Origin of the sequence: Pseudomonas mucidolens (genome assembly GCF_900106045.1) — a bacterium.
Classification (GTDB): Bacteria; Pseudomonadota; Gammaproteobacteria; order Pseudomonadales; family Pseudomonadaceae; genus Aquipseudomonas; species Aquipseudomonas mucidolens.
This window is the reverse complement of record NZ_LT629802.1, coordinates 5,211,691-5,236,663: the sequence shown is the minus strand read 5'-3', so window position 1 is coordinate 5,236,663 and position 24,973 is coordinate 5,211,691. Positions and strand designations below refer to the sequence as shown.

Annotated in this window: 20 protein-coding genes and 2 pseudogenes; 8 read left to right on the top strand and 14 right to left on the bottom strand. The window is 59.2% G+C overall.

The genetic code is table 11. The annotated features are described in order from the left end of the window. Positions 1-134: 134 nt before the first annotated feature. On the top strand, positions 135-587 hold the full coding sequence (locus BLU75_RS24065; RefSeq protein ID WP_084378667.1) for an EVE domain-containing protein: 453 nt from the start codon (positions 135-137) through the stop codon (positions 585-587). A gap of 40 nt (positions 588-627) precedes the next feature. Here the strand turns inward: BLU75_RS24065 and BLU75_RS24060 are convergent, their stop codons facing one another. Continuing rightward, complete coding sequence (locus BLU75_RS24060; RefSeq protein ID WP_084378668.1) at positions 628-1,035, bottom strand: flagellar basal body-associated protein FliL; 408 nt, start codon at positions 1,033-1,035, stop codon at positions 628-630. A gap of 150 nt (positions 1,036-1,185) precedes the next feature. Between BLU75_RS24060 and BLU75_RS24055 the strand changes: the two genes are divergently transcribed. After that, positions 1,186-2,163, top strand: a complete 978-nt coding sequence (locus BLU75_RS24055; protein WP_084378669.1) for an NADPH:quinone oxidoreductase family protein — start codon at positions 1,186-1,188, stop codon at positions 2,161-2,163. 380 nt (positions 2,164-2,543) lie between these two features. Continuing rightward, complete coding sequence (glpT, locus tag BLU75_RS24045; protein WP_084378671.1) at positions 2,544-3,881, top strand: glycerol-3-phosphate transporter; 1,338 nt, start codon at positions 2,544-2,546, stop codon at positions 3,879-3,881. On the opposite strand, the gene BLU75_RS24040 is transcribed toward glpT, so the two are convergent. Next, positions 3,878-4,531, bottom strand: a complete 654-nt coding sequence (locus tag BLU75_RS24040) for a gamma-glutamylcyclotransferase (protein WP_084378672.1) — start codon at positions 4,529-4,531, stop codon at positions 3,878-3,880. The genes glpT and BLU75_RS24040 overlap by 4 nt on opposite strands. Positions 4,532-4,763: 232 nt before the next feature. Between BLU75_RS24040 and BLU75_RS24035 the strand changes: the two genes are divergently transcribed. Beyond that, positions 4,764-5,240 (top strand): sn-glycerol-3-phosphate transporter, encoded by a 477-nt coding sequence (locus BLU75_RS24035; protein WP_084378673.1) that lies wholly within the window; start codon positions 4,764-4,766, stop codon positions 5,238-5,240. 14 nt (positions 5,241-5,254) lie between these two features. On the opposite strand, the gene BLU75_RS24030 is transcribed toward BLU75_RS24035, so the two are convergent. The 5 genes from BLU75_RS24030 to trxA all read right to left on the bottom strand — a co-directional run bounded on the left by BLU75_RS24030 (position 5,255) and on the right by trxA (position 11,746). Next, positions 5,255-6,223, bottom strand: a complete 969-nt coding sequence (locus BLU75_RS24030) for a CDP-6-deoxy-delta-3,4-glucoseen reductase (RefSeq protein ID WP_084378674.1) — start codon at positions 6,221-6,223, stop codon at positions 5,255-5,257. Beyond that, positions 6,223-7,689, bottom strand: coding sequence for a 4-hydroxy-3-polyprenylbenzoate decarboxylase (ubiD, locus tag BLU75_RS24025; RefSeq protein WP_084378675.1), 1,467 nt, complete (start codon positions 7,687-7,689; stop codon positions 6,223-6,225). Before ubiD ends, BLU75_RS24030 begins: the two co-directional genes overlap by 1 nt. Positions 7,690-7,779: 90 nt before the next feature. Next, positions 7,780-9,762: an acyltransferase family protein gene (locus tag BLU75_RS24020; protein WP_084378676.1), complete on the bottom strand. Its 1,983-nt coding sequence runs from the start codon at positions 9,760-9,762 to the stop codon at positions 7,780-7,782. 160 nt (positions 9,763-9,922) lie between these two features. Next, positions 9,923-11,182, bottom strand: coding sequence for a transcription termination factor Rho (gene rho, locus BLU75_RS24015; protein WP_084378677.1), 1,260 nt, complete (start codon positions 11,180-11,182; stop codon positions 9,923-9,925). 234 nt (positions 11,183-11,416) lie between these two features. Then, positions 11,417-11,746: a thioredoxin TrxA gene (gene trxA / locus BLU75_RS24010; protein ID WP_084378678.1), complete on the bottom strand. Its 330-nt coding sequence runs from the start codon at positions 11,744-11,746 to the stop codon at positions 11,417-11,419. A gap of 244 nt (positions 11,747-11,990) precedes the next feature. Here trxA and BLU75_RS24005 point away from each other — a divergent pair. After that, a pseudogene (locus BLU75_RS24005) lies at positions 11,991-12,134 on the top strand (ATP-binding cassette domain-containing protein); the annotation flags it as partial. A gap of 4 nt (positions 12,135-12,138) precedes the next feature. On the opposite strand, the gene BLU75_RS24000 reads toward BLU75_RS24005, so the two are convergent. From BLU75_RS24000 to BLU75_RS23985, 4 genes and pseudogenes are all read right to left on the bottom strand, one after another. Continuing rightward, complete coding sequence (locus BLU75_RS24000; RefSeq protein ID WP_231982590.1) at positions 12,139-12,789, bottom strand: DUF1120 domain-containing protein; 651 nt, start codon at positions 12,787-12,789, stop codon at positions 12,139-12,141. Next, the gene (locus BLU75_RS23995; RefSeq protein ID WP_084378688.1) at positions 12,743-15,241 is read right to left on the bottom strand and encodes a fimbria/pilus outer membrane usher protein; all 2,499 of its coding nucleotides are present in this window, start codon (positions 15,239-15,241) and stop codon (positions 12,743-12,745) included. The genes BLU75_RS24000 and BLU75_RS23995 overlap by 47 nt, the downstream gene beginning before the upstream one ends. Next, positions 15,231-15,860 (bottom strand): annotated as a pseudogene (locus tag BLU75_RS23990) (fimbria/pilus chaperone family protein). The gene BLU75_RS23995 and the pseudogene BLU75_RS23990 overlap by 11 nt, the downstream one beginning before the upstream one ends. Before the next feature lie 204 nt (positions 15,861-16,064). Beyond that, positions 16,065-16,712, bottom strand: a complete 648-nt coding sequence (locus BLU75_RS23985) for a DUF1120 domain-containing protein (protein WP_084378679.1) — start codon at positions 16,710-16,712, stop codon at positions 16,065-16,067. Positions 16,713-17,190: 478 nt separating this feature from the next. On the opposite strand from BLU75_RS23985, the gene ppx reads away from it, so the two are divergent. Continuing rightward, positions 17,191-18,693 carry an exopolyphosphatase gene (gene ppx / locus BLU75_RS23980; RefSeq protein ID WP_084378680.1) on the top strand — a complete coding sequence of 501 codons (1,503 nt, stop codon included), beginning with the start codon at positions 17,191-17,193 and terminating at the stop codon, positions 18,691-18,693. A gap of 65 nt (positions 18,694-18,758) precedes the next feature. Here ppx and ppk1 read toward each other — a convergent pair whose 3' ends face one another. After that, positions 18,759-20,981, bottom strand: a complete 2,223-nt coding sequence (gene ppk1, locus BLU75_RS23975) for a polyphosphate kinase 1 (RefSeq protein WP_084378681.1) — start codon at positions 20,979-20,981, stop codon at positions 18,759-18,761. A gap of 18 nt (positions 20,982-20,999) precedes the next feature. Beyond that, the gene (hemB, locus tag BLU75_RS23970; protein WP_084378682.1) at positions 21,000-22,013 is read right to left on the bottom strand and encodes a porphobilinogen synthase; all 1,014 of its coding nucleotides are present in this window, start codon (positions 22,011-22,013) and stop codon (positions 21,000-21,002) included. Between the two features lie 218 nt (positions 22,014-22,231). Between hemB and BLU75_RS23965 the strand changes: the two genes are divergently transcribed. After that, entirely contained in the window at positions 22,232-22,879 is a 648-nt protein-coding gene (locus BLU75_RS23965) for a DedA family protein (protein WP_084378683.1), read from the top strand. Here the strand turns inward: BLU75_RS23965 and BLU75_RS23960 are convergent. Continuing rightward, a complete protein-coding gene (locus tag BLU75_RS23960; RefSeq protein ID WP_084378684.1) occupies positions 22,860-24,098 on the bottom strand; it encodes a sterol desaturase family protein in 1,239 nt (412 codons plus the stop codon). The two genes, BLU75_RS23965 and BLU75_RS23960, sit on opposite strands and share 20 nt — an antisense overlap. 115 nt (positions 24,099-24,213) lie before the next feature. Here BLU75_RS23960 and elbB point away from each other — a divergent pair, with 115 nt between their 5' ends. Further along, entirely contained in the window at positions 24,214-24,879 is a 666-nt protein-coding gene (gene elbB, locus BLU75_RS23955; protein WP_084378685.1) for an isoprenoid biosynthesis glyoxalase ElbB, read from the top strand. Positions 24,880-24,973 lie beyond the last annotated feature (94 nt).

Genomic DNA, 24,973 nt, shown 5'->3' with positions numbered 1-24,973 from the left:
CAGCTGCGTCAAGCTTAAAATCCCGGCATTTTGCGTTAACGTGAACCAACACGCAAACCTTGACGTCAACCGACCGTCGGTTTGTCATGAAATTGCCAGGCAACTTGCCCAATTGCTTTTTGAGGAGCAAAAACATGGCCTATTGGCTGATGAAATCCGAGCCCGACGAACTGTCCATCAAAGGCCTGGAAAAGCTCGGCGAAGCCCGCTGGGACGGCGTGCGCAACTATCAGGCGCGCAACTTCCTGCGGGCGATGGCCGTGGGCGACGAATTTTTCTTCTACCATTCCAGTTGCCCGGAACCGGGAATCGCTGGCGTGGGCAAAATCATCGAGGCTGCCTACCCCGATCCGACCGCGCTGGAGCCTGACAGCCATTACTTCGATGCCAAGGCCACGCCCGAGAAAAATCCGTGGAGCGCCATCACCGTGGCCCACGTCGAGACCTTTCCCGGGGTTCTGGGGCTCGGTTACCTGAAACAGCAAGCCGCTCTGGCCGAGCTACCGCTGGTACAAAAAGGCAGTCGTTTATCGGTGATGCCGGTGACCGCCGAACAGTGGGCGGCCGTACGCGCACTCAACCCATAGCGAAACCCTGAGTATCTGCGTACCAGACCCCGGCAGGCCGCTACTGAATGATCAGGTTGTTAAACAGCAGGTCTTCAACGACCGGCTTGCCAGTCTCGTCATTCATCACTTGCTGGGTTTGCTTCAAGGCTTCCTGACGCAGTTTTTCCTTGCCCTCGACGCTGCTCATGCTCTCGGCGGTCTGCTGGGCAAACAGCGCCACCAACTGGTTACGAATCAGCGGGTCATTGGCCTTGACCGCCGCCGCCGCCTCGGTTCCGGTCACCCGCAGGGCGACGTCAGCCTTGTACACCCGCAGTTTCGCGCCGCCATCCAGGGCATAGTTGCCCACAAAGGGCGGCGTCAGGCTGATGTAACTGACCTTCGGTGCTTCGCCCTCCTTGGCTTCTTCGGCATGCGCTGCCATCGGCAGCGTCAGGGCCAGCATCAACAGGATCCACGCTTTCACAGTTCATTCCTCACGATCGATTGCCCAGTAGCATAACGCTAGCAAGGCTGAGCACAAGCTTATGGCGACTTATCAGGCCGGGCCATGCTCGTTGACCCGCTCACTGACCCACCTACACTTATCGGCCACTACGCCAAAAGGAAGAGTCCGATGAAAGCCGTGCTGTGCAAAGCTTTCGGCCCCGCCGAAACCCTGGTGCTGGAAGACGTCGCCAGCCCCGCGCTCCAGAAGAACGAAATCCTGCTGGATGTACATGCCGCCGGGGTGAATTTCCCGGACACCCTGATCATCGAGGGCAAATACCAATTCAAGCCACCCTTCCCGTTCTCGCCAGGCGGCGAAGCGGCAGGCGTGATCAGCGAAGTCGGGGAAAAGGTCAGCCACCTCAAGGTCGGCGACCGGGTCATGGCGTTGACCGGCTGGGGCAGCTTTGCCGAGCAGGTCGCCGTGCCGGGCTACAACGTGCTGCCGATTCCGTCGAGCATGGACTTCAACACCGCCGCTGCTTTCAGCATGACTTACGGCACCTCAATGCACGCACTCAAGCAACGGGGTCATCTGGTACCGGGGGAAACCTTGCTGGTACTGGGTGCATCCGGCGGCGTCGGCCTTGCCGCCGTGGAAATCGGCAAGGCCATGGGCGCGCGGGTAATCGCTGCCGCCAGCAGCGCAGAGAAACTCGCCGTGGCCAAGGCCGCGGGTGCCGATGAGTTGATCAACTACAGCGAGGCCAGCCTCAAGGATGAAATCAAGCGACTGACCGACGGCAAAGGGGCCGACGTGATCTACGATCCGGTGGGGGGCGATCTATTCGACCAGGCCATCCGCGCCATCGCCTGGAACGGCCGCCTGCTGGTGGTCGGATTTGCCAGCGGGCGCATTCCGGATCTGCCGGTAAACCTGGCGCTGCTTAAAGGGGCGGCAGTGGTCGGGGTGTTCTGGGGATCATTTGCCCAGCGTCAGCCGCAGGACAATGCGGCGAATTTCCAGGAATTATTTGGGTGGTATGCCGAGGGCAAGTTGAAGCCGTTGGTGTCGCAGGTGTATCCGCTGGAAAGCACGGCCCAGGCGATCAATGATCTGGGGCAGCGCAAGGCGGTGGGTAAGGTTGTGGTTCAGGTTCGCTGATTCTATAGATTGGGCGCTTTGTAGGCGCGAGCTCGCTCGCGAACAACCTGAGGCCGCCTCGCGGTGTCAGGTTGTTCGCGTCATCGTTGACGACCTTCGCGAGCAAGCTCGCTCCTACAGGGCTCACGGTTCACAAAAATTGGGCGTCGATAGCGCCTCGCCGTAAACGCAAAATTGCTATCAGCCGCTACGCAAAAACAGCTATCCCCTCACGCCGCACCGCAAAATCACGCCCTTCACCTACCCATAAACGACATGTTCACAAAAGAACATGCAATTACTCCAATTTCCTGCATCCGCGGATAAGAGGCAATGCTATTTTCGGTAACGAAACTGTAACATTCGCATCCGCAGTCAAAACAAGAATCTGGAGCTCTTGAATGTTTGCTTTCTTTCGTCCTGCCGCACACCAGGCACCCTTGCCTGAAGAAAAAATAGACAGCACCTACCGACGCCTGCGCTGGCAAATCTTCGCCGGTATTTTCATCGGTTACGCCGGCTACTACCTGCTGCGTAAAAACTTCTCCCTGGCCATGCCATACCTGATCGACGAGGGCTACAGCCGGGGCCAACTCGGCCTGGCGATGTCCGCGATCGCGATTTCCTACGGCCTGTCCAAGTTCCTCATGGGCCTGGTGTCCGATCGCTCCAACCCGCGTTATTTCCTGCCCTTTGGCTTGCTGGTGTCCGCCGGGGTGATGTTCATTTTCGGTTTCGCACCTTGGGCAACGTCCAGCGTCACCATGATGTTCATTTTGCTGTTCATCAACGGCTGGGCCCAGGGCATGGGTTGGCCGCCCAGTGGCCGGACCATGGTTCACTGGTGGTCGCAGAAAGAGCGCGGCGGCGTGGTGTCGGTGTGGAACGTAGCGCATAACGTCGGCGGCGGCTTGATCGGCCCGCTGTTCCTGCTGGGCATGGCCTTGTTCAATGACTGGCACGCGGCATTCTACGTCCCCGCCACCGTGGCCCTGATGGTGGCGGCCTTCGCCTTCATCACCATGCGCGACACCCCGCAATCGGTAGGCTTGCCGCCCATCGAGCAGTACAAGAACGATTACCCGGAAGGCTACGACGCCAGCCACGAAGAAGAATTCAGCGCCAAGGAAATCTTCGTCAAGTACGTGCTGCGCAACAAAATGCTCTGGTACATCGCCCTCGCCAACGTCTTCGTTTACCTGCTGCGCTACGGCGTGCTGGACTGGGCGCCGACCTACCTCAAGGAAGCCAAGCACTTCACCGTCGATAAATCATCATGGGCGTACTTCTTCTATGAGTGGGCGGGCATTCCAGGCACGCTGCTGTGCGGCTGGATGTCAGACAAGATCTTCCGTGGCAACCGGGGTCTGACCGGCATTGTGTTCATGGCGCTGGTGACGGTCGCGACCCTGGTTTACTGGCTCAATCCACCGGGCAACCCGATGGTCGACATGATCGCACTGGTGTCTATCGGCTTCCTGATCTATGGCCCGGTCATGCTGATCGGTTTGCAGGCGCTGGAACTGGCGCCGAAGAAAGCCGCGGGTACAGCGGCAGGCTTCACCGGCCTGTTCGGCTACCTCGGCGGTTCGGTCGCGGCCAGTGCGGCCATGGGCTACACCGTGGACCACTTCGGCTGGGACGGCGGCTTTGTGCTGCTGATCGGTGCGTGCCTGTTGGCCATCGCGTTCCTGATCCCAACGCTGTGGCACACCAATAGCGTCAGTTCTGCACGCTAATCATCTGCACAGTTTCTGAAACATCGCTTGAGCCGCGCCTCCAGATTCTTGTCTGGCATGGCGTGGCTACGCAGGGCCTTGACGGTCTGCTCGACATAATCGCGAGTGGTGCCGTAACGCCCGCAAGCGCTCTCGAACACCTGACTCAGAACGCTGTCCGGCAGATTGCCGGCATAACTGGGCAAGTGGCGCTCCAGCACAAATCCCAAGGCTTGCACTTGGCTGCCATCTTCAAGACGGCAACTGAGCCAATGCGGACGGTAAGAGGGATAAGGCATCTCACGTTGCCATAAGGCATAGAGCGACGCTTCCAACTGCTCCTCCGGCAAGCGATAAGCAAAGCCGCTGCACGAACCGCCACGATCCAGGCCAAATACCAACCCCGGCAATTGCGGTGTGCCACGGTGCTCGTGGGACCAAAGGTAAAGGCCTCGATGATAGCCATGCACCCGCGCGCGCAAACGCTCTATAGCCGAACACTCGGGACGCCAGATCAATGAACCATACGCAAAGAGCCAGACCGGTCCTCCCTTGTGCAAACCCAGGGTGGCCTGCATCGAGCTCATCAATTGCTCCTGGGTCAGTTGCCGCCCCAGATCCAGCCGGGGAGGGTAAGCCTTGTTCAAAAGATCAGATTCAGTGACGGTCATGGCGAATAACGTTCGACTCCCGTTGTATTACCAGATGTAAGCGACTTTACCGTAACACAGCTCGCCGCTGGCGCTCGCAAGACGAAAAACCGCAACCGGCGATACGCCCGTCGGAATAGCCGGTGAAATCCCGGTACTTTCAGCCCCCGTTCAGCCTTTGCGGATCAGGAGCCCTCAAAATAAGCCACATCACGACCCACTAGCCGCACCCATCGACTACCGAGGTCACCCCATGAAACACCGATTTTTGGGCCTACTGTTATTGACGCAGGCCGCCATCACCTGGGCTGGCGAAGCGCCGGTCAAGGACGACAAAGGCTTCTGGTACACCCAGACCAGCGTTTACACACGGCACTTTGCCCCTGACCCTGCACACAATAATCATCAAGATCTGATCGGCCTGGAACGCAATCAAGCATCGGGGTGGGTGTATGGTGGCGCCACGTTTCGCAACTCGTTCCGCCAGCGCTCCTACTACGCCTATGCCGGCCAACGTTTCGACATGACTGACTATCCGGTGTACCTGAAGGTCACCGGCGGGGCGATCCAGGGGTATCGGGGCAAGTACCGCGACAAGATTCCGCTGAATCGCTACGGCGTAGCGCCAGTGATCATCCCATCAGTGGGCACTCACTATGGCCCGGTGGCGGCGGAACTGGTGTTACTGGGGTTCAATGCAGCCATGCTCACGACAGGCGTGCGGTTCTGATAAACCGCACCGCATCAAGGCCTGGGCGCGTAGGCAAACACATCGGCACGCATCTGGTGCGCATCCATCCCGGCATTCACCAGCGCATCCAGCGTCCCATAGACCATCGCCGGTGAGCCGCTGGCGTAGACATGCACACCTTTGAGGTCGCTGATGTCCTCGCAGACGGCTTCATGCAACAGGCCGCAGCGCCCTTCCCAACCGCACAGATCGCTGACCACTTTATGCAGGAACAGATTGGGCAATTGCTGCCACTGCTGCCAATGCTCGATCCGGTAGAAATCATCGGGACGCCGCACGCCCCAATACAAATGCACCGGATGCTTGAAACCACTGGCTCGGCAATGCTCGATCAGGCTGTGCATCTGCGCCATGCCGGTACCGGCGGCGATCAGCACCACCGGCCCGTCGGGCAGTTCCGCCAGGTGCGTATCGCCAAAGGGTAGTTCGATCCGGGCCATCTGGTTGCGCTGCAGCTGCTCGATCAGGTTGCGAGCGCTGTCTTCGCGCGCCAGCACGTGCAGCTCCAGTTCACGCCCGGAGTGGGGCGCCGACGCCAGTGAAAATGCCGATTTCTCGCCATTATCCCGTTCGATCATCACGTACTGGCCGGCGTGATAACGCAGCGCCTTGCCGGCAGGCGCACGCAGGCGCACGCGCCAGACATCGCCGCCGATGTCCACGCATTCGCTCAACTGGCACGCGAGTGCGCGCACCGGTAATTCTCCCGGCGCCAGCACGCCATCCCACAGGACGATGCAATCGTCCAGCGGCTCGGCGATGCAGGTATAGAACTCGCCATGATCACGCACTTCACCGGCCTGCCGGACCCGACCCTCGACCAGCAGCGCTGCGCAAACGTGGCACACGCCGTTGCGACAGGCCTGTGGGCATTCATAACCCAAGCGCCGCGCGCCATCGAGAATCCGCTCACCGGGCTGCAAGTCGAGGACCGCACCGGAAGGCTGCAGGGTTACACGCATCAATCTATTCCCAATTCATTCCAGAGCGCATCGATACGGGCAGTCACCGCTTCATCCTTGACGATCACCCGGCCCCACTCCCGCGTGGTTTCGCCCGGCCACTTATGCGTGGCGTCCAGACCCATCTTCGACCCCAGGCCCGATACCGGCGAGGCGAAATCCAGGTAGTCGATCGGCGTGTTGTCGATCATCACCGTATCGCGCTTGGGGTCCATGCGCGTGGTGATGGCCCAGATCACGTCGTTCCAGTCCCGGGCGTTGATGTCGTCGTCAGTGACAATAACGAACTTGGTGTACATGAACTGTCGCAAAAACGACCAGACACCCAACATGACGCGCTTGGCATGGCCCGGATACGACTTCTTCATGGTCACGATAGCCATGCGGTACGAACAGCCTTCAGGCGGCAGGTAGAAGTCGGTGATCTCCGGAAATTGCTTCTGCAGGATCGGCACGAATACTTCATTCAACGCCACGCCGAGAATCGCCGGTTCATCTGGCGGGCGGCCGGTGTAGGTGCTGTGGTAGATCGGCTTGATGCGATGGGTGATGCGCTCGACGGTGAACACCGGGAAGCTGTCGACTTCGTTGTAGTAACCGGTGTGATCACCATAAGGACCTTCGTCAGCCATTTCGCCTGGATGAATCACCCCTTCAAGGATGATTTCGGCGCTGGCCGGGACTTGCAGGTCATTGCCGCGGCACTTCACCAGTTCGGTGCGATTGCCCCGCAATAGGCCGGCAAAGGCGTATTCGGAAAGGCTGTCAGGCACCGGCGTGACCGCGCCAAGGATGGTCGCCGGGTCCGCCCCCAACGCCACGGAGACGGGAAATGGCTGGCCAGGATGCTTCTCGCACCACTCGCGATAATCCAGCGCGCCGCCCCGATGGCTCAACCAGCGCATGATGACCTTGTTGCGGCCAATCACTTGCTGACGATAGATACCGAGGTTCTGGCGATCCTTGTTCGGTCCCTTGGTGACGGTCAGGCCCCAGGTGATCAGCGGGCCGACGTCGCCGGGCCAGCAGGTCTGCACCGGAAGCATCGCCAAGTCGACGTCATCGCCTTCGATGACCACTTCCTGGCACACCGCGTCCTTGACCACTTTGGGTGCCATGGCAATGATCTTGCGAAAGATCGGCAGCTTCGACCAGGCGTCTTTCAAGCCCTTGGGCGGCTCGGGCTCCTTGAGGAAGGCCAGCAACTTGCCGATCTCGCGCAATTCGCTGACCGATTCGGCGCCCATGCCAAAGGCGACACGCTCGGGAGTGCCGAACAGGTTGCCGAGTACCGGGATATCAAAACCTGCAGGTTTTTCGAACAACAGCGCCGGGCCCTTGTTGCGCAAGGTACGGTCGCAAATCTCAGTCATTTCCAGGACCGGGGAAATCGGCACCTGGATACGTTTCAACTCTCCGCGCTGCTCAAGTTGCTGCACGAAATCCCGAAGATCCTTGAATTTCATTAACCATCACACCCGTAAAATAGGCGTACATCCTACCTGCTCTGAGGGCGGCTGGCAGCTTATCGCGGTGCAATTGAGCACCGCGCAGGCTTAATTGGCCGTCAGCCCCCGCGATTGCAGCGACCGGAACAGGGGCTCCAGGAACTGCTCGATATGCAACGCGCCGACATCGGAGAGATGGTTATCGTCGGTGTACAGGGCGCGACCATCGAGCTCGACCCGACACAGACCACCGGAATCACATAGTTGGGGCGCAGGGTCCAGCACCTGGACCCCGGGATCGGCGCTGGCAATCTCATTGAATAGCTGACTGATAAACTGCTGGCGCTTGAGGTGATGCGCGAACAGCAAACCTTGACCCTCCACCGGTCGATGAAGCATCGCCAGCCGGCTCAGGCGGTAAGGCACGACGAACTCCTGCAGCGGCACTTCCTTGACCAGCCACACCCGATGCCCGGCGGCGCGCAATCCGGCAATCCGTTGACGCAACCCTTCGGCGAACCGGCGCTCGGCCGTGGCCCGGTCGTATTGGCCGGTGGCCGGGTCCTTGATGGCGTGTTCAGTGTCGCCGGACATCTGCCCGTAGAGATACAGGCTCCAACGCGCCACCAACGCCACATCACTGAATGACTGCTGAGCCAGGGCTTTTTCCACACGCTGGTTGAAATGCGCACAGCGCGGAATATTTTCCAGCCCGCCAATCGGCACACAACCGGCAAAGCTGCCCTGGACCAGACTGATATCGTGCTGCTTCGCGCCTTTTGCCAGGGCCGGGATCAATGCGGTTGCATGGCTATCGCCCCACACCAGCGCAGACGTCGAGTTGCCCTTAGGTCCAAAGTGGCAGAACAACCGATCATCAGGGGTGTTTTTTTCAGCCAGGCAAGCCAGCAGTTCCGGACTCCACTCCTTGGCTTGGGCAAAACGCAGGGCCTGCTCGGACAGCCGCCAAGGCAAGCCATCAGTCCAGCGCAAGGCCTGGCCCGCCAGGCCAATACACAAAATCCCACACCCCGCCGCCAGCAATATTGCCTTGCGGCCCGGCAGCAGGCGCTTCTCGCGGAACGGACTTTCCACCAGTTTCCAGGACAGATAACCCAGCACCAATGTCAGCAGCATCAACCCGGCCAGCTCGAATGGCGCAAGGGCCTCAACGCTGGCATAAGTGGCGAACACGAATACTGGCCAATGCCACAGGTACCAGGAATAGGAAATCAGCCCCAGACCCACCATCACCCGCGTACTCAACAGGCGCCCCATCCATGTCTGCTGCTGCCCGTTGGCCCAGATCAAGCCGACCACGCCCAACACCGGCAACAGAGCCGCCGCACCGGGGAACGGCGTGCGGGGATCAAAACCGAACACCGCCACCAGGATCAGTCCCATGGAGGCCAGACTGACCCCTTGGGCCAGCGCAGGGGAGGCGCGCCATTCACTTCGGGGCACGACGGCCAGCATCGCGCCGGCCAATAACTCCCAGGCACGCATCGGCAGCAGGAAAAAAGCCTTTTCCGGATGCTGGGCCACGGCCCAGACACTGAGGCCGAACGACACCAGCAACACCCCGAACAGCGCCGTGCGCCAATATTTGAGGCGAGCGGACAACACGCTCAGCAACAGCGGGAAGACAATATAAAACTGCTCTTCCACCGCCAGCGACCAAGTATGCAGCAACGGCTTGAGGTCCGACGCCACATCAAAGTAACCGTCTTGACGCATAAACAGCAGATTGGAGACGAACAACACCTGGTAGCGCGCCGAGCGGCCCAGCTCTTCATAATCCTTGGGCGCCAGCAGGAACCAGCCCACCGCCAGCGTGGCCACGATCATCACAAACAACGCCGGCAGGATGCGACGAGCACGACGCGCCCAGAAATCCACAAAGCTGAAGCGCTTGGCCTGACGCTCGCGCCAGATGATGGAAGTAATCAGGAAGCCGGAAATTACAAAAAACACATCGACGCCGACAAAGCCGCCAGTGAAACCGGGAACGCCAAAATGGAAAAGCACTACAGCGATTACAGCCACTGCGCGCAGGCCGTCGATATCCCTTCGATAAGCAAGTGTGGTCATAAATCTAATTGTCTGTCAGAACTGAAAATAGGAAACCGCAGCCAGGGCGCACACCTTAACGTATCTAAACCGACAAGTTCACTGACAAAACCTTCCTTTTCTCGACAAAAAAAAGCGCCCCTCGTGGGGCGCCATTTTGTCGACCAGTGAAGCGGCAGTTTTACTTGCGCTTCATCGACAAGAAGAACTCGTCGTTGGTCTTGGTGGCCTTCAGCTTGTCGATCAGGAACTCAATGGCGGCAACTTCGTCCATCGGGTGCAGCAGCTTGCGCAGGATCCACATACGCTGCAGTTCGTCGTCGGCCGTCAGCAACTCTTCGCGGCGAGTGCCGGAACGGTTGATGTTGATGGCCGGGAACACACGCTTTTCAGCGATACGGCGATCCAAAGGCAGTTCCATGTTACCGGTACCCTTGAACTCTTCGTAGATCACTTCATCCATCTTCGAACCGGTTTCAACCAGCGCGGTGGCGATGATGGTCAGCGAGCCGCCTTCTTCGATGTTCCGCGCAGCGCCGAAGAAACGTTTCGGTTTCTCCAGGGCGTGGGCATCGACACCACCGGTGAGGACCTTGCCGGAGCTCGGGATCACGGTGTTGTAGGCACGCGCCAGACGGGTGATGGAATCCAGCAGGATCACCACGTCCTTTTTGTGTTCGACCAGGCGCTTGGCCTTTTCGATGACCATTTCGGCAACCTGCACGTGGCGGGTTGGTGGCTCATCGAATGTCGAGGCAACCACTTCGCCGCGCACAGTACGCTGCATTTCGGTCACTTCTTCCGGACGCTCATCGATCAGCAGTACGATCAGGTGAACTTCAGGATTGTTACGCGCAATGTTGGCTGCGATGTTCTGCAACATGATGGTCTTACCGGCTTTCGGCGGTGCGACGATCAGGCCACGCTGGCCTTTGCCGATCGGGGCGCACAGGTCGATAACACGACCCGTCAAGTCTTCGGTGGAACCGTTACCGGCTTCCATCTTCATGCGCACGGTCGGGAACAGCGGGGTCAAGTTCTCAAAGAGAATCTTGTTTTTCGCGTTCTCGGGACGATCGAAGTTGATCGTGTCGACCTTCAGCAGGGCGAAATACCGCTCGCCTTCTTTTGGAGGTCGGATCTTGCCAACGATGGTGTCACCGGTGCGCAAGTTGAAGCGACGGATCTGGCTCGGAGAGACGTAGATATCGTCTGGACCGGCGAGATAAGAAGCGTCCGCGGAGCGGAGGAAGCCGAAGCCGTCCTGGAGAATCTCCAGCACGCCATCACCGGAGATTTCCTCGCCGCTTTTCGCGTGCTTTTTCAGCAGGGAGAAAATCACGTCCTGCTTGCGCGAACGGGCCATATTATCTATGCCCATCTGTTCGGCCAATTCGAGCAGTTCGGTAATCGGCTTTTGCTTGAGTTCAGTCAGATTCATATAGGAATGACGTAATCATTTATGGAGGGGGGAAATTAAGCTTTTGGCTTAATGAGGCCGCGCCGCAGAGAAGGCGACAGGATCGCGTACTAATCGAAAAGGAGTGCGTCGGCGACGGCTTGCAGGGGGCAGTGGAGAAACCAGTGCGGGGCCGAATGTACCACTTGATTTTCAGAGCGTCTAGCCCTGTTTCACGAAAAAGCCCCGCGACTCGCGGGGCTTTTTTGACGACGCTTAGATGTTAGCGTCGAGAAATGCAGCCAGTTGCGACTTCGACAGTGCCCCAACCTTGGTCGCTTCGACGTTGCCGTTCTTGAACAGCATCAGGGTCGGAATACCACGCACGCCATGCTTGGCCGGGGTTTCCTGGTTTTCGTCGATGTTCAGCTTGGCAATGGTCAGTTTGCCTTCGTAGGTGGTTGCAATGTCGTCCAGGACCGGAGCGATCATTTTGCAAGGACCACACCACTCAGCCCAGTAGTCCACCAGCACCGGGCCTTCAGCCTTGAGTACTTCGGCATCAAAGTTCGCGTCGGTGACGTGCTTGATAAGTTCGCTGCTCATGGATGTCTCCGGGTTGTAAGCAAAAAAAACGTTGCCCATCATAGCCGCCCTTCCCACGTTCAGGAAGTCGCAGCTGATTGACTCTTGCTATCGCGTGCCATGAGTTTGGGTATCGCTCAAAGCATGCGCGTTCGACGGCCACATCATACTTGTCGATCCTGGCGCGAGCGACTCTTGTACGAACGCACCTTAAAAGGGCTTCGCCGGGTGTTGGCGACGCCCGAAAAAGGTAAAAGAGGCCGCTCGACTGTCCGGCGGCTAACAGCAGTGTGTAGCCATTGCCCGAGCCTTGGCGATGTCGCCCAAAGTGTTGTTGTGTGACGAAATCACTTCGGCGCTGGATCCCGAGCGGGTCAATGAAGTGCTCAGCGTGGTCCGCCAACTGGCCAATTTCATGGGTTCGGTAGAGCAGCCGGGCTGACACTTACGGCACCGGGCAGCCATTCAAATTGTCCCTGCCCTTCAAACGTTGTCTCGCGGCGTACAGAAAACAGGGCGACTGGCAGGTAGGTATCGACGTCCACTTGTGCCGAGAGTCGTCGCCCCGTCACCGGCACACCCCCCGCCCGGGCTATCAGCACATGGCCGGGCAACAGTCGCCCGTCGGGTATCCCCGCCAGCGGTTGCTCGGCAGTCAGCTCGACGTTTCGGCCATCCAGGCGGGCATTCTTGATTCCAAGGGTAAAGCTGCCGCCATGGCCAAACCGAAAGCCCTGTGGGCCCGCCGGTGCCCCGCTAAAACGTATGGCCATGGGGCTGATATCGACACACAGAACGCTCAGGTGAAGGGTGCGCTTGCCCGGCGCGATGATCTGCGGACCGAAGCGGTCATTCAACAGCTGCGCCTGACGCAGCACACCATAGTCGATCCGCGACTGGCTCAGGGACAGCTGGCAACTGGCAGCGCGCACCTCACAGGTCATCAGCATCATAAGGAGCAACAGGAAAAAGCCCGGCAACCGGCGCAGACAGGTCAAGTCGCAGCCATCTGATGATTCAAGGAGCACGGCAAATGGCCGATGCGGTTTCGTAGAGTTTTTCATGCGCGGGTTCTGGCTCCAGATTGAATTGCAGCAGGCAGGGAGTGGTCGAGTCAGGCAGCGCAACGCTGAGGTTTCTCTGCTGGTCGCTGTTGTTCAGGAAAATCAAGCCATCACCTACAACGCTGGTCAGGAAAGCCTTGTCCTCACCAAATACCGCCGCGCCCTGCGGCAAGGGCCGGCCGCGTTCATCATGCGCCTCCAGCAGCACCCGACGTACGCTCACGACGTTGAAGCCCACGGTATTGAATGAGCCGCGCCCGGCCGCGAGGATTTTGGTGCCGTTCTTGAGGTCAGCGCGCCTGGGCAAGGACTGGGTCTGTACTTCGATATGACTGTTGCTATACGCAGGCAACCCGGGAATTACCGCGTAACCGCGATAGTCGGTCCAGACGGGACCTTGGGGCGTACTGACCCTGGCACCCGAGATTTCCCCGACCGAGAGAATGCCGAAGGTGTCCTGGACCGCATAGGGAGAAAACGTCAGGCCCTGTGAATGGGCGACGATGCCGCCCTGCAGCTGTCCGGTGTAGCTGGTATTCGCAGCATCCCGACTCATTCCCAGGCCAATGCGCGTGTAGCGCGGCATAATCTGCGCGCGAGCGCGTACTGCCTGTTCGCGCTGATTCAGATCACGTTCGGTCCCCACCTCGTAGTTCACGTACTCGTTGACGCGTCCGGCGAGCGCGGTGCCGAGGTCAGAGCGCCTGTTCCGTCGACTGGCGTAGGACGTAAGACGGTGATTCTCGCCAATGGGCAGGCTGACTTGAAGGCGCAGTGAGAGGCCGGTAGCGGGCAGTTCATTGCGCTCGTCCCTGTCCGTGTAACGGTCTTTGCGCCGTCGTGGCGGGCCTATTTGCGAGTCGGCAATCAGCGCCACATCCGCGCCCTTGAAGCCTTTGCTCCACGAAGCGAAAACGTGCCCGGTGCCCTGGCCATCAAACTGAACGCTGCGCGAATAGCTCAAGGATAAAGCCCCCAGGCTTGAATCGGCCCAGGTCAAACCGGCGGTGTACTGGTGCCGGAACAAGGAATCCAGAACGTCTGCGCTGGGCGCGGCGCCGGCCTCCATCAGGTCGCGGTAACCTCGATTCTGGGTGGTGGCACTCAGGTTCATCTCAATCCCGGCCCCCAGCGGGCTGCTGAATGACAAGGCGCTGCGCGCACCACTCACACCCCGCACCTTGTCTCGGGACAGGTTATGCCGGGCAGTTATCGCCACCCGCTGGAAAAACACGCGGCTCAACGTGCCACCGGCTGCGTGGTACTCGTCCGTACTCAACACGCCAAACCCCAGCGATGTGCCCGCGCCAAGCCCCCAAGTACCGCTACCCATGGCGACCACTGGGTGCTCCCTGCCATCGGTAACCGCTTCTCGCACCTTGCCCAAAGCAAAATCAAAACCTGGGGCCACGGGAACACCCGATCCAAACGAGGCCGCCGGCACCACGAAACCACGTTTGCCGCCCCGGGTCCCGATCACGCTCACGTCCAGATCGCTGGTGCCGTTGAGCAACGACAGGCCGGTCAGGCTGAAGGGCCCTTCAGGCACCAGGGTCGAATGGATCAGCACCCCGGATTGGCGTACCTCGACCCTGGCTTGGCTATGTGCCAGCCCCTCTACCACCACATCGTTACCCGCGGCGATGCGCGAAACGCCATCAGGAAACAGCTGAAAACCCGACAGTTGCAGGCCCCCGAATACCGGACTGCGGGTGGATATCTGCCCGACCTGGAAGGTCGATTGCAAGCTGCCGATATCCCGCTGGGCATAGGCGTACACATGCTCGCTACTGCCTTTGCCGTTGTCGGACAGATAGAATTGCCGACTGCGAACAATCCAGTTGCCCAGATTAAATCCCGCTTCGGTATACGCCGAAACGAAACGACTGGGGCCACTGTGCCCATCGGTGTCAAATGCCAGCAGGTCATAATTGAGCATGGCCGCTGCTCCACCCTGAGTGAAGCTTCCCGCCTGCCAATCAGGCCCACGCAACGATTGCGTGGGCACCACCAGGGAGACCTCGTCGCTGCCGGGGCGCAGCCTCACCAGGGTCGCCGGAAACTCGCCAAGAAAGTCATGACACGCCTGATCCGGCGAGACACCCGACTGCAGAATCGCGGAGGGAGTCCATAAACCAGCCTTGTCCAACAAGCTCTGGGTAAAGCACAACTGCCCCTGATAATCGAAACGCGCATCCACCAGCCCCAATGGCGCGCCGTTGACCCGTAGCCCCACCACCTGGACACCTTCGCGAAAACGCGCCGCACTGCGAAAATAGTCTGAAACCTTCGGATCAATGCCATGGCTGGTCAGTGCGGCCAGGTCAAAACCCTCGCCCAATTCGAGCGCCCGCACGTCACCGGGAAGTCCGCACAGGGTTGCCAACCCCACGAAAAATCCTGAACAGCAGACGCCACTCGCCCCCCTTCCCAAGGCCCGGTCAAATTCCATCATCGACAACATCCGCGTGATAGCTGTCGACCGTGAACCCATACACGGTGGCTGGCTGTATCACCACCGAGGTGACGCCAACCAACGATCCACGGGTATTCACCTTTAGCGTCTCACCCGGCAAGACATAGCTGCGAGGGAGGGTGGCGGCCTGGTTTTCCGGGATCAGTTGCACCTCCAGCGCCAGCCGTACCACATAGGCACTGTCGTTGTGCACGCTCAGGCCATCACCCTGACGTTTCCATTTGAGCAGCTCCCACGGTGCCTGATGCCTGGCCAGTCCTTGTGGGTGCAGGATCAGCGGCAGGTTCTGCCGCAGCGTGATACCAATGGTCGCACCACCCGGGCTACGAGCCTGGGGAATCCCCTCAAAAGACACACGCTTCAGACGCTAGGTCTTGAGCGGTGTCTTCAAGGTACTGATAAAGCGGACCAATTGAGTTTCGCCTGCCTCGACGCGGGTAATCGGAGGCGTGACAATCAACAGCGGCTCCTGATCCTCGGGTACGTTTTCGATCACCGAATGCAATAGCGCAGGCCCAGGGTCGGTGTTCTTGATATTGATCGTCGCCTCGCCGTCCTCTTCAAAAAGGACCACGACCGTTGTTTCAGGCTGCATGCCATCGGCGTTTACCGGTGTGACCCCCAACACTGAAAAACTTGCACATAATAACGCTGCACGCGCTTTCGAAAGAGCACTCACCGAGTTTTCCCCGTCACATTCAAAAAACAGCAGATAAACAAGCATCCACACGAAAGCCGCCGATAAGAAACACAAGTATCATGAAAGTTCCTGTTTCAATACCGGCTGCTTGTTGAGTGTTTAGATGTAACTCAATACCAACGTGGCGCGCCCATCGAGTGTGACGTCTCGGGTAAGATCCAAGGCTTGCGCTTTATTGATAACCGCTTTTACTGCAATGACACCCGTTAGTTGGGCGATGGAAGCGGGTGTAGCGGTCGAGCCGTTACGCCACGAATACTGACTGGGCACTTGAGCGACTTTGCCATCACTGTGCTGCCAGGCGCCGCTACCGACCCGCATGATCGGGTGCAACGTAACACCCGAAGACCGCAGATCCTTCAATGTGACCGAGTAGCCTCCGGTACGGCGGCCGGACACCGCTCCCAAGCCGTAGTTCTGCGCTTCGCTATAGCCCGACCCCAGAATGCCCGAAACCTTGCTGCCCGCCTGCAAGTCGGTCAAGGTCAACCCGAACTTTGCCGGGGTGGTGCCGCAATTGACCACCAGCGACGTGACTTTTTCTTCGCGGGGGTTGTAAGCAGTCTGGGACAGCTCGCCAGAACGAATGGTCCCGTAATCGATAATGCCGCCGCCGCCCAGGCTGAGATTGCAGGCCGCCGGAACGATGGTTCCGCGGACTACCAACTGTGCAACATCCGTAGCTTGAGCCGTGAGACTGGCCGCGAGACAAATAGCACCCATTGTCAAACCTGCTAATTTTTTCATGCTTATCCTAACGTCAGTAAGTGTCAGGCATTTTTATTATGGTTCGGGCCACTCCGCGCTCAACACACGCCTTTCCCTGACATACAGAACCATAAATAAATAACACCACGGCATAATTGCCGGATCACAGTCTTACTCTTCGAGTGCTTGGAGAAAATCAGACGACGCGCCAACATCTGTGAGACCAATTAAATACCAACGCCTTCTTTAACTACGCCTACAGTAGTCCGATGTAATTCTCAAACTAACAAAAGAAACTCGTTCATGTAGGAAATCTTATGTACAGCAAACAGTCCAAATAAAACGTTATTGCCCTACCCGCTTTAATGCAAAGTCATCAGCCACTCATGGATTTGTCCTATATTTCCCGCGCACCCTCTCCGTCCTAGGTGACAGGAGAAATCCCCGAACACTACGCGTTGGCGTCAGCCTTTGATCGTGGCACGATGGCGAGGTTATCGACCGAGACCCCCTACCCATGCCGCAATCCCAAGCCAAGAGTCTGTCCCTGATCGCCGCCATCGACCTGGGCTCCAACAGTTTTCACATGGTCGTGGCCAAGGCCCAGAACGGTGAAATTCGTATCCTTGAGCGGCTCGGTGAAAAAGTACAACTGGCCGCTGGGATCGACGACGAGCGCAAGCTCAACGAAGAATCCATGCAACGCGGGCTTGATTGCCTCAAGCGCTTTTCCCAACTGATCAACGGCATGCCGCCAGGCGCCGTGCGAATTGTCGGCACCAATGCCTTGCGTGAAGCGCGTAACCGTGGCGAGTTCATCCGCCGCGCCGAGGAAATCCTCGGGCATCCAGTGGAGGTCATCTCCGGCCGTGAAGAAGCACGCCTGATCTACCTGGGCGTATCCCACACCTTGGCCGACACCCCGGGCAAGCGCCTGGTGGCCGACATCGGCGGCGGCAGTACCGAATTCATCATCGGCCAGCGTTTTGAACCCCTGCTGCGCGAAAGCCTGCAGATGGGCTGCGTCAGCTACACCCAGCGCTATTTCAAGGATGGCAAGATCACTCCGGCTCGCTACGCCCAGGCGTACACCGCGGCGCGGTTGGAGATCATGAGCATCGAGCACGCGCTGCACCGTCTGACCTGGGATGAAGCCATCGGCTCATCCGGCACCATCCGCGCCATTGGCCTGGCGCTCAAGGCTGGCGGTCACGGAGCTGGCGAAGTCAACGCTGAAGGCCTGGCGTGGCTCAAGCGCAAGCTGTTCAAGCTCGGTGACGTCGAAAAAATCGACTTCGATGGAATCAAGCCTGACCGTCGGACCATCTTCCCGGCAGGCCTGGCCATTCTGGAGGCGATCTTCGACGCCCTCGAACTGCAACGTATGGACCATTGTGATGGCGCCCTGCGTGAAGGCGTGCTCTACGACCTGTTGGGGCGCCATCACCACGAGGATGTGCGGGAGCGCACGCTGGGTTCGCTGATGGAGCGTTACCACGTCGATCTGGAGCAAGCCGCGCGGGTCGAGCGCAAGGCGCTGCATGCTTTCGACCAGGTGGCCGAGGATTGGGACCTGGAAACCGAGGTCTGGCGTGAACTGTTGGGCTGGGCAGCCAAGGTCCATGAAGTGGGCCTGGATATCGCCCACTACCATTACCACAAGCATGGCGCCTACCTGATCGAGCACTCTGACCTGGCAGGTTTCTCCCGGGAGGACCAGCAGATGCTCGCGCTCTTGGTGCGCGGTCATCGCCGCAATATCCCCAAGGACAAGTTCGCCGAGTTCGGTGACGAGGGCATCAAGCTGATTCGCCTGTGCGCATTGCTGCGTTTTGCGATTCTGTTCCACCACATCCGTGGCACCCGGCAAATGCCACAGGTGACCCTGCGCGCCCATGGCGACAGCCTGGATGTAGTATTTCCTGACAACTGGCTGGACGAAAACCAGTTGACCCAGGCCGATTTCGCCCAGGAGGCAGAGTGGCTGACGCGGGTTGGATTCAGCCTGAACGTGCGCTGACTGGCTAACGCCGACAAGCGACTGCAGGAACGAGCTTGCTCGCTCCTGCAGTCCCAGGCGCTGGTTTAACGGACGCTCAGCAACGGCAGGCCCAGGCGCTCCAACAACGTCGCCTGCGCACTGCGCGGGTTCTGGTTGCCGGTTGGCGTGTTACGCACATAACGGCCGTCCGACTGCAGGCTCCAGCTGTGGGTGTTATCGGTAAGATAGCTTTCCAGCTCTTTCTTGACCCGCATGATCAGCTTCTTGCCTTCCACCGGGAAGCAGGTCTCCACGCGTTTGTCGAGGTTGCGCTCCATCCAGTCGGCGCTGGACAGGAACATCTGTTCTTCGCCACCGTTAAGGAAATAGAACACCCGCGTGTGCTCCAGGAAGCGCCCGATGATCGAGCGTACGTGGATGTTGTGCGACACCCCGGCAATCCCCGGCCGCAGGCAGCACATGCCCCGCACCACCAGATCGATGCGCACGCCGGACTGGCTGGCCTTGTACAACGCACGAATGATTTTCGGATCGGTCAGCGAGTTGAACTTGGCAATGATGTGCGCCGGTTTGCCGTCGAGGGCGAACTGGGTTTCCCGGGCAATCATGTCGAGCATGCCCTTTTTCAAGGTGAATGGCGCATGCAGCAGCTTTTTCATGCGCAAGGTCTTGCCCATGCCGATCAACTGGCTGAACAGTTTGCCGACGTCTTCACACAGCGCGTCGTCGGAGGTCAGCACGCTGTAGTCGGTGTAGAGCTTGGCGTTGCCAGCATGGTAGTTGCCGGTACCCAAATGTGCATAACGCACGATTTCACCGGCTTCGCGACGCAGGATCAGCATCATCTTGGCGTGGGTCTTGAAGCCCACCACACCGTAGATCACCACCGCACCGGCCGCTTGCAGGCGACTGGCCAGTTGCAAGTTGGACTCTTCGTCAAACCGCGCGCGCAGCTCGATCACCGCGGTGACTTCCTTACCGTTACGCGCCGCGTCCACCAGTGCATCGACGATTTCCGAGTTGGCGCCGCTGCGGTACAGGGTCTGGCGCACGGCCAGCACATGCGGATCCTTGGCGGCCTGGCGCAACAGGTCGACCACCGGCGTGAACGATTCGAACGGGTGCAGCAGCAGGATGTCTTGCTTGCTGACCACGCTGAAAATGTTCTCGCTGTTTTGCAGCAATTTCGGAATCTGCGGGGTGAACGGTGTGTATTGCAGCTCCGGATGGCTGTCCAGGCCGGTGATGCTGAACAGGCGCGTCAGGTTTACCGGGCCATTGACCTGATACAGCTCGGACTCGGCCAGGTTGAACTGCTTGAGCAGGTAGTCCGACAAGTGTTTCGGGCAGGTGTCGGCCACTTCCAGGCGCACCGCATCGCCGTAGCGCCGCGAGAACAGTTCCCCGCGCAGGGCGCGGGCCAGATCTTCAACGTCTTCGGAGTCCAGCGCTAGGTCGGCGTTACGGGTCAGGCGGAACTGGTAGCAGCCCTTGACCTTCATGCCTTGGAACAAATCATCGGCATGGGCATGGATCATCGACGACAGAAATACATAGTTATCGCCTGCTCCCCCAACCTCTTCCGGTACCTTGATAACCCGTGGCAACAGGCGTGGTGCGGGAATAATTGCCAGGCCCGAGTCACGACCGAAGGCATCGATACCTTCAAGCTCGACGATGAAGTTCAGGCTCTTGTTCACCAGCAGCGGGAACGGGTGCGTCGGGTCGAGACCGATCGGGGTAATGATCGGCGCGATCTCGTCACGGAAATAACGTCGCACCCAGGTCTTGAGCTTGACCGTCCAGTTTCGCCGGCGGATGAAGCGGACCTGATGCTTTTCCAATTCCGGCAACAGAATGTCGTTGAGAATGGCGTATTGACGGTCCACATGACCGTGTACCAGCTCGCTGATGCGGGCCAACGCCTGATGCGGCTGCAGGCCGTCGGCGCCGGCCTGCTCACGGGCGAAGGTGATCTGCTTCTTGAGGCCGGCGACGCGAATTTCGAAGAACTCGTCCAGGTTGCTGGAGAAGATCAACAGAAACTTCAATCGCTCCAGCAGCGGGTAGGACTCATCCAGCGCCTGTTCCAGCACGCGGATGTTGAATTGCAGTTGCGACAGTTCGCGATGGATGTACAGGCTGCTGTCATCCAGGTTCGGAATCACGATCGCCGGTGCCGCCGCCACCGGCTCAGCGACTACGGCGGGCTGCTCAGGCTCCAGTGCCGGCGGGGCTTCGGTGTCGTGTTCAACTACCGGGAGCGCGTCTTTTACAGCAACTTCTGTGAGTCCTTCGGTATTCATGGAGTGTTCCTGTGAGGGCTATTGTTGCTCTCTAAGCAATTGGGCGGCACGGACGGCAAAGTAAGTCAGGATGCCATCGGCACCCGCACGTTTAAAGGCCGTGAGGGACTCAAGAATCACCCCTTCACTCAACCAGCCATTTTCAATCGCTGCCATGTGCATGGCGTATTCACCACTGACCTGATAGACAAAGGTCGGCACCTTGAATTCATCCTTGACCCGATAAAGGATGTCCAGATATGGCATGCCGGGCTTGACCATGACCATATCGGCACCTTCAGCCAGGTCCGCCGCCACTTCGTGCAAGGCCTCGTGGCCGTTGGCCGGGTCCATCTGGTACGAGGCCTTGTTGGCCTTGCCCAGGTTCAGCGCCGAGCCGACGGCATCGCGGAACGGGCCGTAGTAAGCGCTGGCGTACTTGGCCGAATAAGCCATGATGCGCACGTTGACGTACCCGGCCATTTCGAGGGCTTCCCGGATCGCCTGGACGCGACCGTCCATCATGTCCGACGGAGCGACCACCTGGGCGCCCGCAGCAGCATGGGAAAGCGCCTGTTTGACCAAGGCGTCGACCGTGATGTCGTTCTGCACATAACCGTCTGCGTCCAGGATGCCATCCTGCCCGTGGGTAGTGAACGGATCCAGCGCGACGTCGGTAATCACCCCCAGCTCCGGAAAACGCTCGCGCAGGGCGCGGGTCGCGCGCTGGGCAATGCCCTCGGGGTTCCAGGCTTGTGCGGCGTCCAGCGACTTGAGTCCAGCCGGGGTCACCGGGAACAACGCCAGGGCCGGAATCCCCAACTCGACCCAATGCGCAGCCTCTTCGAGCAACAGGTCAATGCTCAAGCGCTCGACACCCGGCATCGACGCCACCGTTTCCCGCCGGTTCTCCCCGCCCAGCACAAATACCGGCAAGATCAGGTCATCCACCGTCAGCACGTTTTCACGAACCAGGCGGCGAGAAAAATCATCCCGACGGTTGCGGCGCAGGCGCGTGGCGGGAAACAGGCGTTGGGCGGGGGTAAAGCTCACGGCAGACTCCTGAGCCCGGGTCGACGGGCGAGCGTGACAGTTATAAGCGGTCATTATGACGGAGGAATTACAGTTGTGCTCCCTCATACTCACGGCACGCCCGCTGGCGTTGTGCTCACGGTTTCTGTAGGAAATGTTCATCTCATGACACATTTCGATACTTTCATGAATGTGCGCGAAGGCGTAGGCTGCGCGTTCACTTCGCCAGCACCCAGACAATGCTCCAACAATTTCTGAATGACTTTGGCTACTTTGCTCTCTTCCTGGGCACGTTTTTCGAAGGCGAAACCATCCTGGTCCTCGCAGGCTTCCTGGCGTTCCGCGGATACATGGATATCAATCTGGTGGTCGTGGTTGCGTTCTGCGGCAGCTACGCCGGCGACCAGCTGTGGTACTTCCTGGGTCGCAAGCACGGACGCAAGCTGCTGGCACGCAAGCCGCGCTGGCAATTGCTGGGGGACCGCGCGCTGGAGCACATCCGCCGACATCCGGACATTTGGGTACTGAGCTTTCGTTTTGTCTATGGCCTGCGCACCGTGATGCCCGTGGCGATTGGTCTGTCAGGCTATCCGCCGGGACGTTACCTGCTGCTCAACGGCATCGGTGCCGCCATTTGGGCCGCGGCCTTGGGTGCAGCGGCCTATCATTTCGGTGCGGTGCTTGAAGGTATGCTGGGCAGCGTCAAGAAATATGAGCTCTGGGTTCTGGGCGCGCTGTTGGTGCTCGGCCTGGGCTTGTGGCTGCGGCGCCGCATCAAGAATGCCCGCCTGACCCGCGCAGCCTGCGCCGCGGAAAAGTGTCAACTGGAGCAACAGCAACTGAACGAAGCGAAGGCCTCCAACAAACCTACGACGCCAGCCGAGTAACCCGCGCCCGACAACAGTAGAGGCCGATGACACTCAGCAAACTGTAGCTGGCCAGTCCCAGCCAACCCAGTGTGCTGCTGGCCGGCCATAACCCGAGCAGCGGTGCCAGCCACACTAACGGCACGTTCAGTGCCAGACGCGACAGCTCAGCCTTCAAGGCCCACGGACGATTCTCCAGCGCCACGCCCAGGGTAAACAATCCCAGCCCCATCGCGCCCCAGCCAAGCACCAGGGCGGCAGTCGGCATACCTTCGCCAGCATTCATCAAGTAGCTGCCAAAGCCCACATAGACGGCAAATTGCAGGGCAATGTAGATCTGCTGGCGCGTGTCCAGCGCCACCTCAAACTTGCGAAACTGACTCAGATCCGGCTTCGCCAACGGGTATTTCGCCTTCACGTCCGCCGGACGCCAGCCCGTGCGCATAAACCAGATTCGCAGCTTGTCCCACCAGCGCTCGGTTCGCCGCGCATCGCTGCATAACTGCGCATAAAACTGCAAGTTAGCCCATAGCGGATTCCAGCTCGCCAGCGGCGTGGTCACGCCAAAGATCACCGGTTCGTTTTCATCTTCTTCCTGGAAAGATCCAAACAGCCGGTCCCAAATAATGAACACTCCGCCGTAGTTGCGATCCATGTAGAGAGCGTTCTGTGCATGGTGGGCCCGATGGTTGGAGGGCGTCACAAAGAACCACTCGAACCAGCCCAGCTTAGGCACATGACGGGTATGAACCCAGAACTGATACAGCAGATTAAGGGACGCGACGCTGATAAATACCAGCAGCGGCACGCCGATCACGGCCAGCGGCAGATAGAAGATCCAGCTCAGCAAAAAGCCCGTGCTGGTCTGGCGCAAGGCTGTGGTGAGGTTGTAGTCCTCGCTTTGATGATGCACCGAGTGCGCGGCCCACAGGATGTTGCGTTCGTGACCACAGCGGTGCAGCCAGTAGTAGCAGAAGTCGTAGAAGAAAAACGCAACTACCCAGGTCCAGATGCTTTGGGCCGGGAGTTCAAGCAAGGCCAGATGTTCGAGGGCGAAGGCGTAGGTCAGCAGCCCCACCCCTTTGGTCAGCAACCCGGTGGTGGTGGAGAGCACACCGGTACTCAGGCTGTTGATGGCGTCTGCGACCCGATAATTGCGCTGGCCGCGCCAGCGGTCGGCCAGCAGTTCGACCACAATCAAGGCAATGAAAAACGGTACCGCGTAAGGGACGAAGTCCATGGGCAAGTCCGGTCAATTATTGTTACATCAAGATTAGGTGTACTGGCGAGATATCCCATTGGCAATGAGTGACAAATAAGTAGACATTTAACGCCATAAACTAGGAGAAATGCCCATGAGCAAAAAGATTGCAGTGATCCTTTCCGGCTGTGGTGTCTACGACGGCACTGAAATCCATGAAAGCGTAATCACCCTGCTGCGCCTGGATCAGCGCGGTGCTCAGGTCCAGTGTTTTGCCCCCGATATTGCGCAGCTGCACGTGATCAATCACCTGACCGGTGAAGAGATGCCCGAATCGCGCAATGTGCTGGTGGAATCGGCGCGCATAGCCCGCGGCGAGGTAAAGGACATTCGCGAGGCCAGCGTCGCGGACTTCGATGCGCTGATTGTGCCGGGCGGTTTTGGGGCAGCGAAGAACCTGTCGAACTTTGCCGTCGAAGGCGCCGGCTGCACCGTCAATCCAGAGCTGCTGGCGTTGGCCGAAGCGTTTGCCGAAGCCGGCAAGCCGGTAGGGTTGATCTGCATCTCGCCGGCGCTGGCAGCGAAGATCTACGGCCCCGGCGTGACATGCACCATTGGCAACGATGCCGACACGGCAGATGCCCTGAACAAGATGGGCGCGATCCATCAAGAGTGCGTGGTAGAGGAGATCGTCGAAGACAAGGCACGCAGACTGGTCTGCACACCGGCCTACATGCTGGCCAAGAACATCAGCGAAGTAGCGTCCGGGATCAACAAACTGGTGGACCGCGTGCTGGAGCTGACCCACGAGAATGACTGAGCCCTCTTTGCCTGCTCACAGCTCAATGTGGGAGCGGGCTTGCTCGCGATGCAGCCGCCTGGGTGTATCCGCTACACCCAGGTGAGGCTATCGC

Bases quoted from the DNA above. Each gene is read 5' to 3' on its own strand.
- BLU75_RS24065 (WP_084378667.1), top strand. From the start codon at position 135: ATGGCCTATTGGCTGATGAAATCCGAGCCCGACGAACTGTCCATCAAA.
- BLU75_RS24055 (WP_084378669.1), top strand. From the start codon at position 1,186: ATGAAAGCCGTGCTGTGCAAAGCTTTCGGCCCCGCCGAAACCCTGGTG.
- glpT (WP_084378671.1), top strand. From the start codon at position 2,544: ATGTTTGCTTTCTTTCGTCCTGCCGCACACCAGGCACCCTTGCCTGAA.
- BLU75_RS24040 (WP_084378672.1), bottom strand. From the start codon at position 4,531: ATGACCGTCACTGAATCTGATCTTTTGAACAAGGCTTACCCTCCCCGG.
- BLU75_RS24035 (WP_084378673.1), top strand. From the start codon at position 4,764: ATGAAACACCGATTTTTGGGCCTACTGTTATTGACGCAGGCCGCCATC.
- BLU75_RS24030 (WP_084378674.1), bottom strand. From the start codon at position 6,223: ATGCGTGTAACCCTGCAGCCTTCCGGTGCGGTCCTCGACTTGCAGCCC.
- ubiD (WP_084378675.1), bottom strand. From the start codon at position 7,689: ATGAAATTCAAGGATCTTCGGGATTTCGTGCAGCAACTTGAGCAGCGC.
- BLU75_RS24020 (WP_084378676.1), bottom strand. From the start codon at position 9,762: ATGACCACACTTGCTTATCGAAGGGATATCGACGGCCTGCGCGCAGTG.
- rho (WP_084378677.1), bottom strand. From the start codon at position 11,182: ATGAATCTGACTGAACTCAAGCAAAAGCCGATTACCGAACTGCTCGAA.
- trxA (WP_084378678.1), bottom strand. From the start codon at position 11,746: ATGAGCAGCGAACTTATCAAGCACGTCACCGACGCGAACTTTGATGCC.
- BLU75_RS24000 (WP_231982590.1), bottom strand. From the start codon at position 12,789: ATGAAAAACTCTACGAAACCGCATCGGCCATTTGCCGTGCTCCTTGAA.
- BLU75_RS23995 (WP_084378688.1), bottom strand. From the start codon at position 15,241: ATGGAATTTGACCGGGCCTTGGGAAGGGGGGCGAGTGGCGTCTGCTGT.
- BLU75_RS23985 (WP_084378679.1), bottom strand. From the start codon at position 16,712: ATGAAAAAATTAGCAGGTTTGACAATGGGTGCTATTTGTCTCGCGGCC.
- ppx (WP_084378680.1), top strand. From the start codon at position 17,191: ATGCCGCAATCCCAAGCCAAGAGTCTGTCCCTGATCGCCGCCATCGAC.
- ppk1 (WP_084378681.1), bottom strand. From the start codon at position 20,981: ATGAATACCGAAGGACTCACAGAAGTTGCTGTAAAAGACGCGCTCCCG.
- BLU75_RS23965 (WP_084378683.1), top strand. From the start codon at position 22,232: ATGCTCCAACAATTTCTGAATGACTTTGGCTACTTTGCTCTCTTCCTG.
- BLU75_RS23960 (WP_084378684.1), bottom strand. From the start codon at position 24,098: ATGGACTTCGTCCCTTACGCGGTACCGTTTTTCATTGCCTTGATTGTG.
- elbB (WP_084378685.1), top strand. From the start codon at position 24,214: ATGAGCAAAAAGATTGCAGTGATCCTTTCCGGCTGTGGTGTCTACGAC.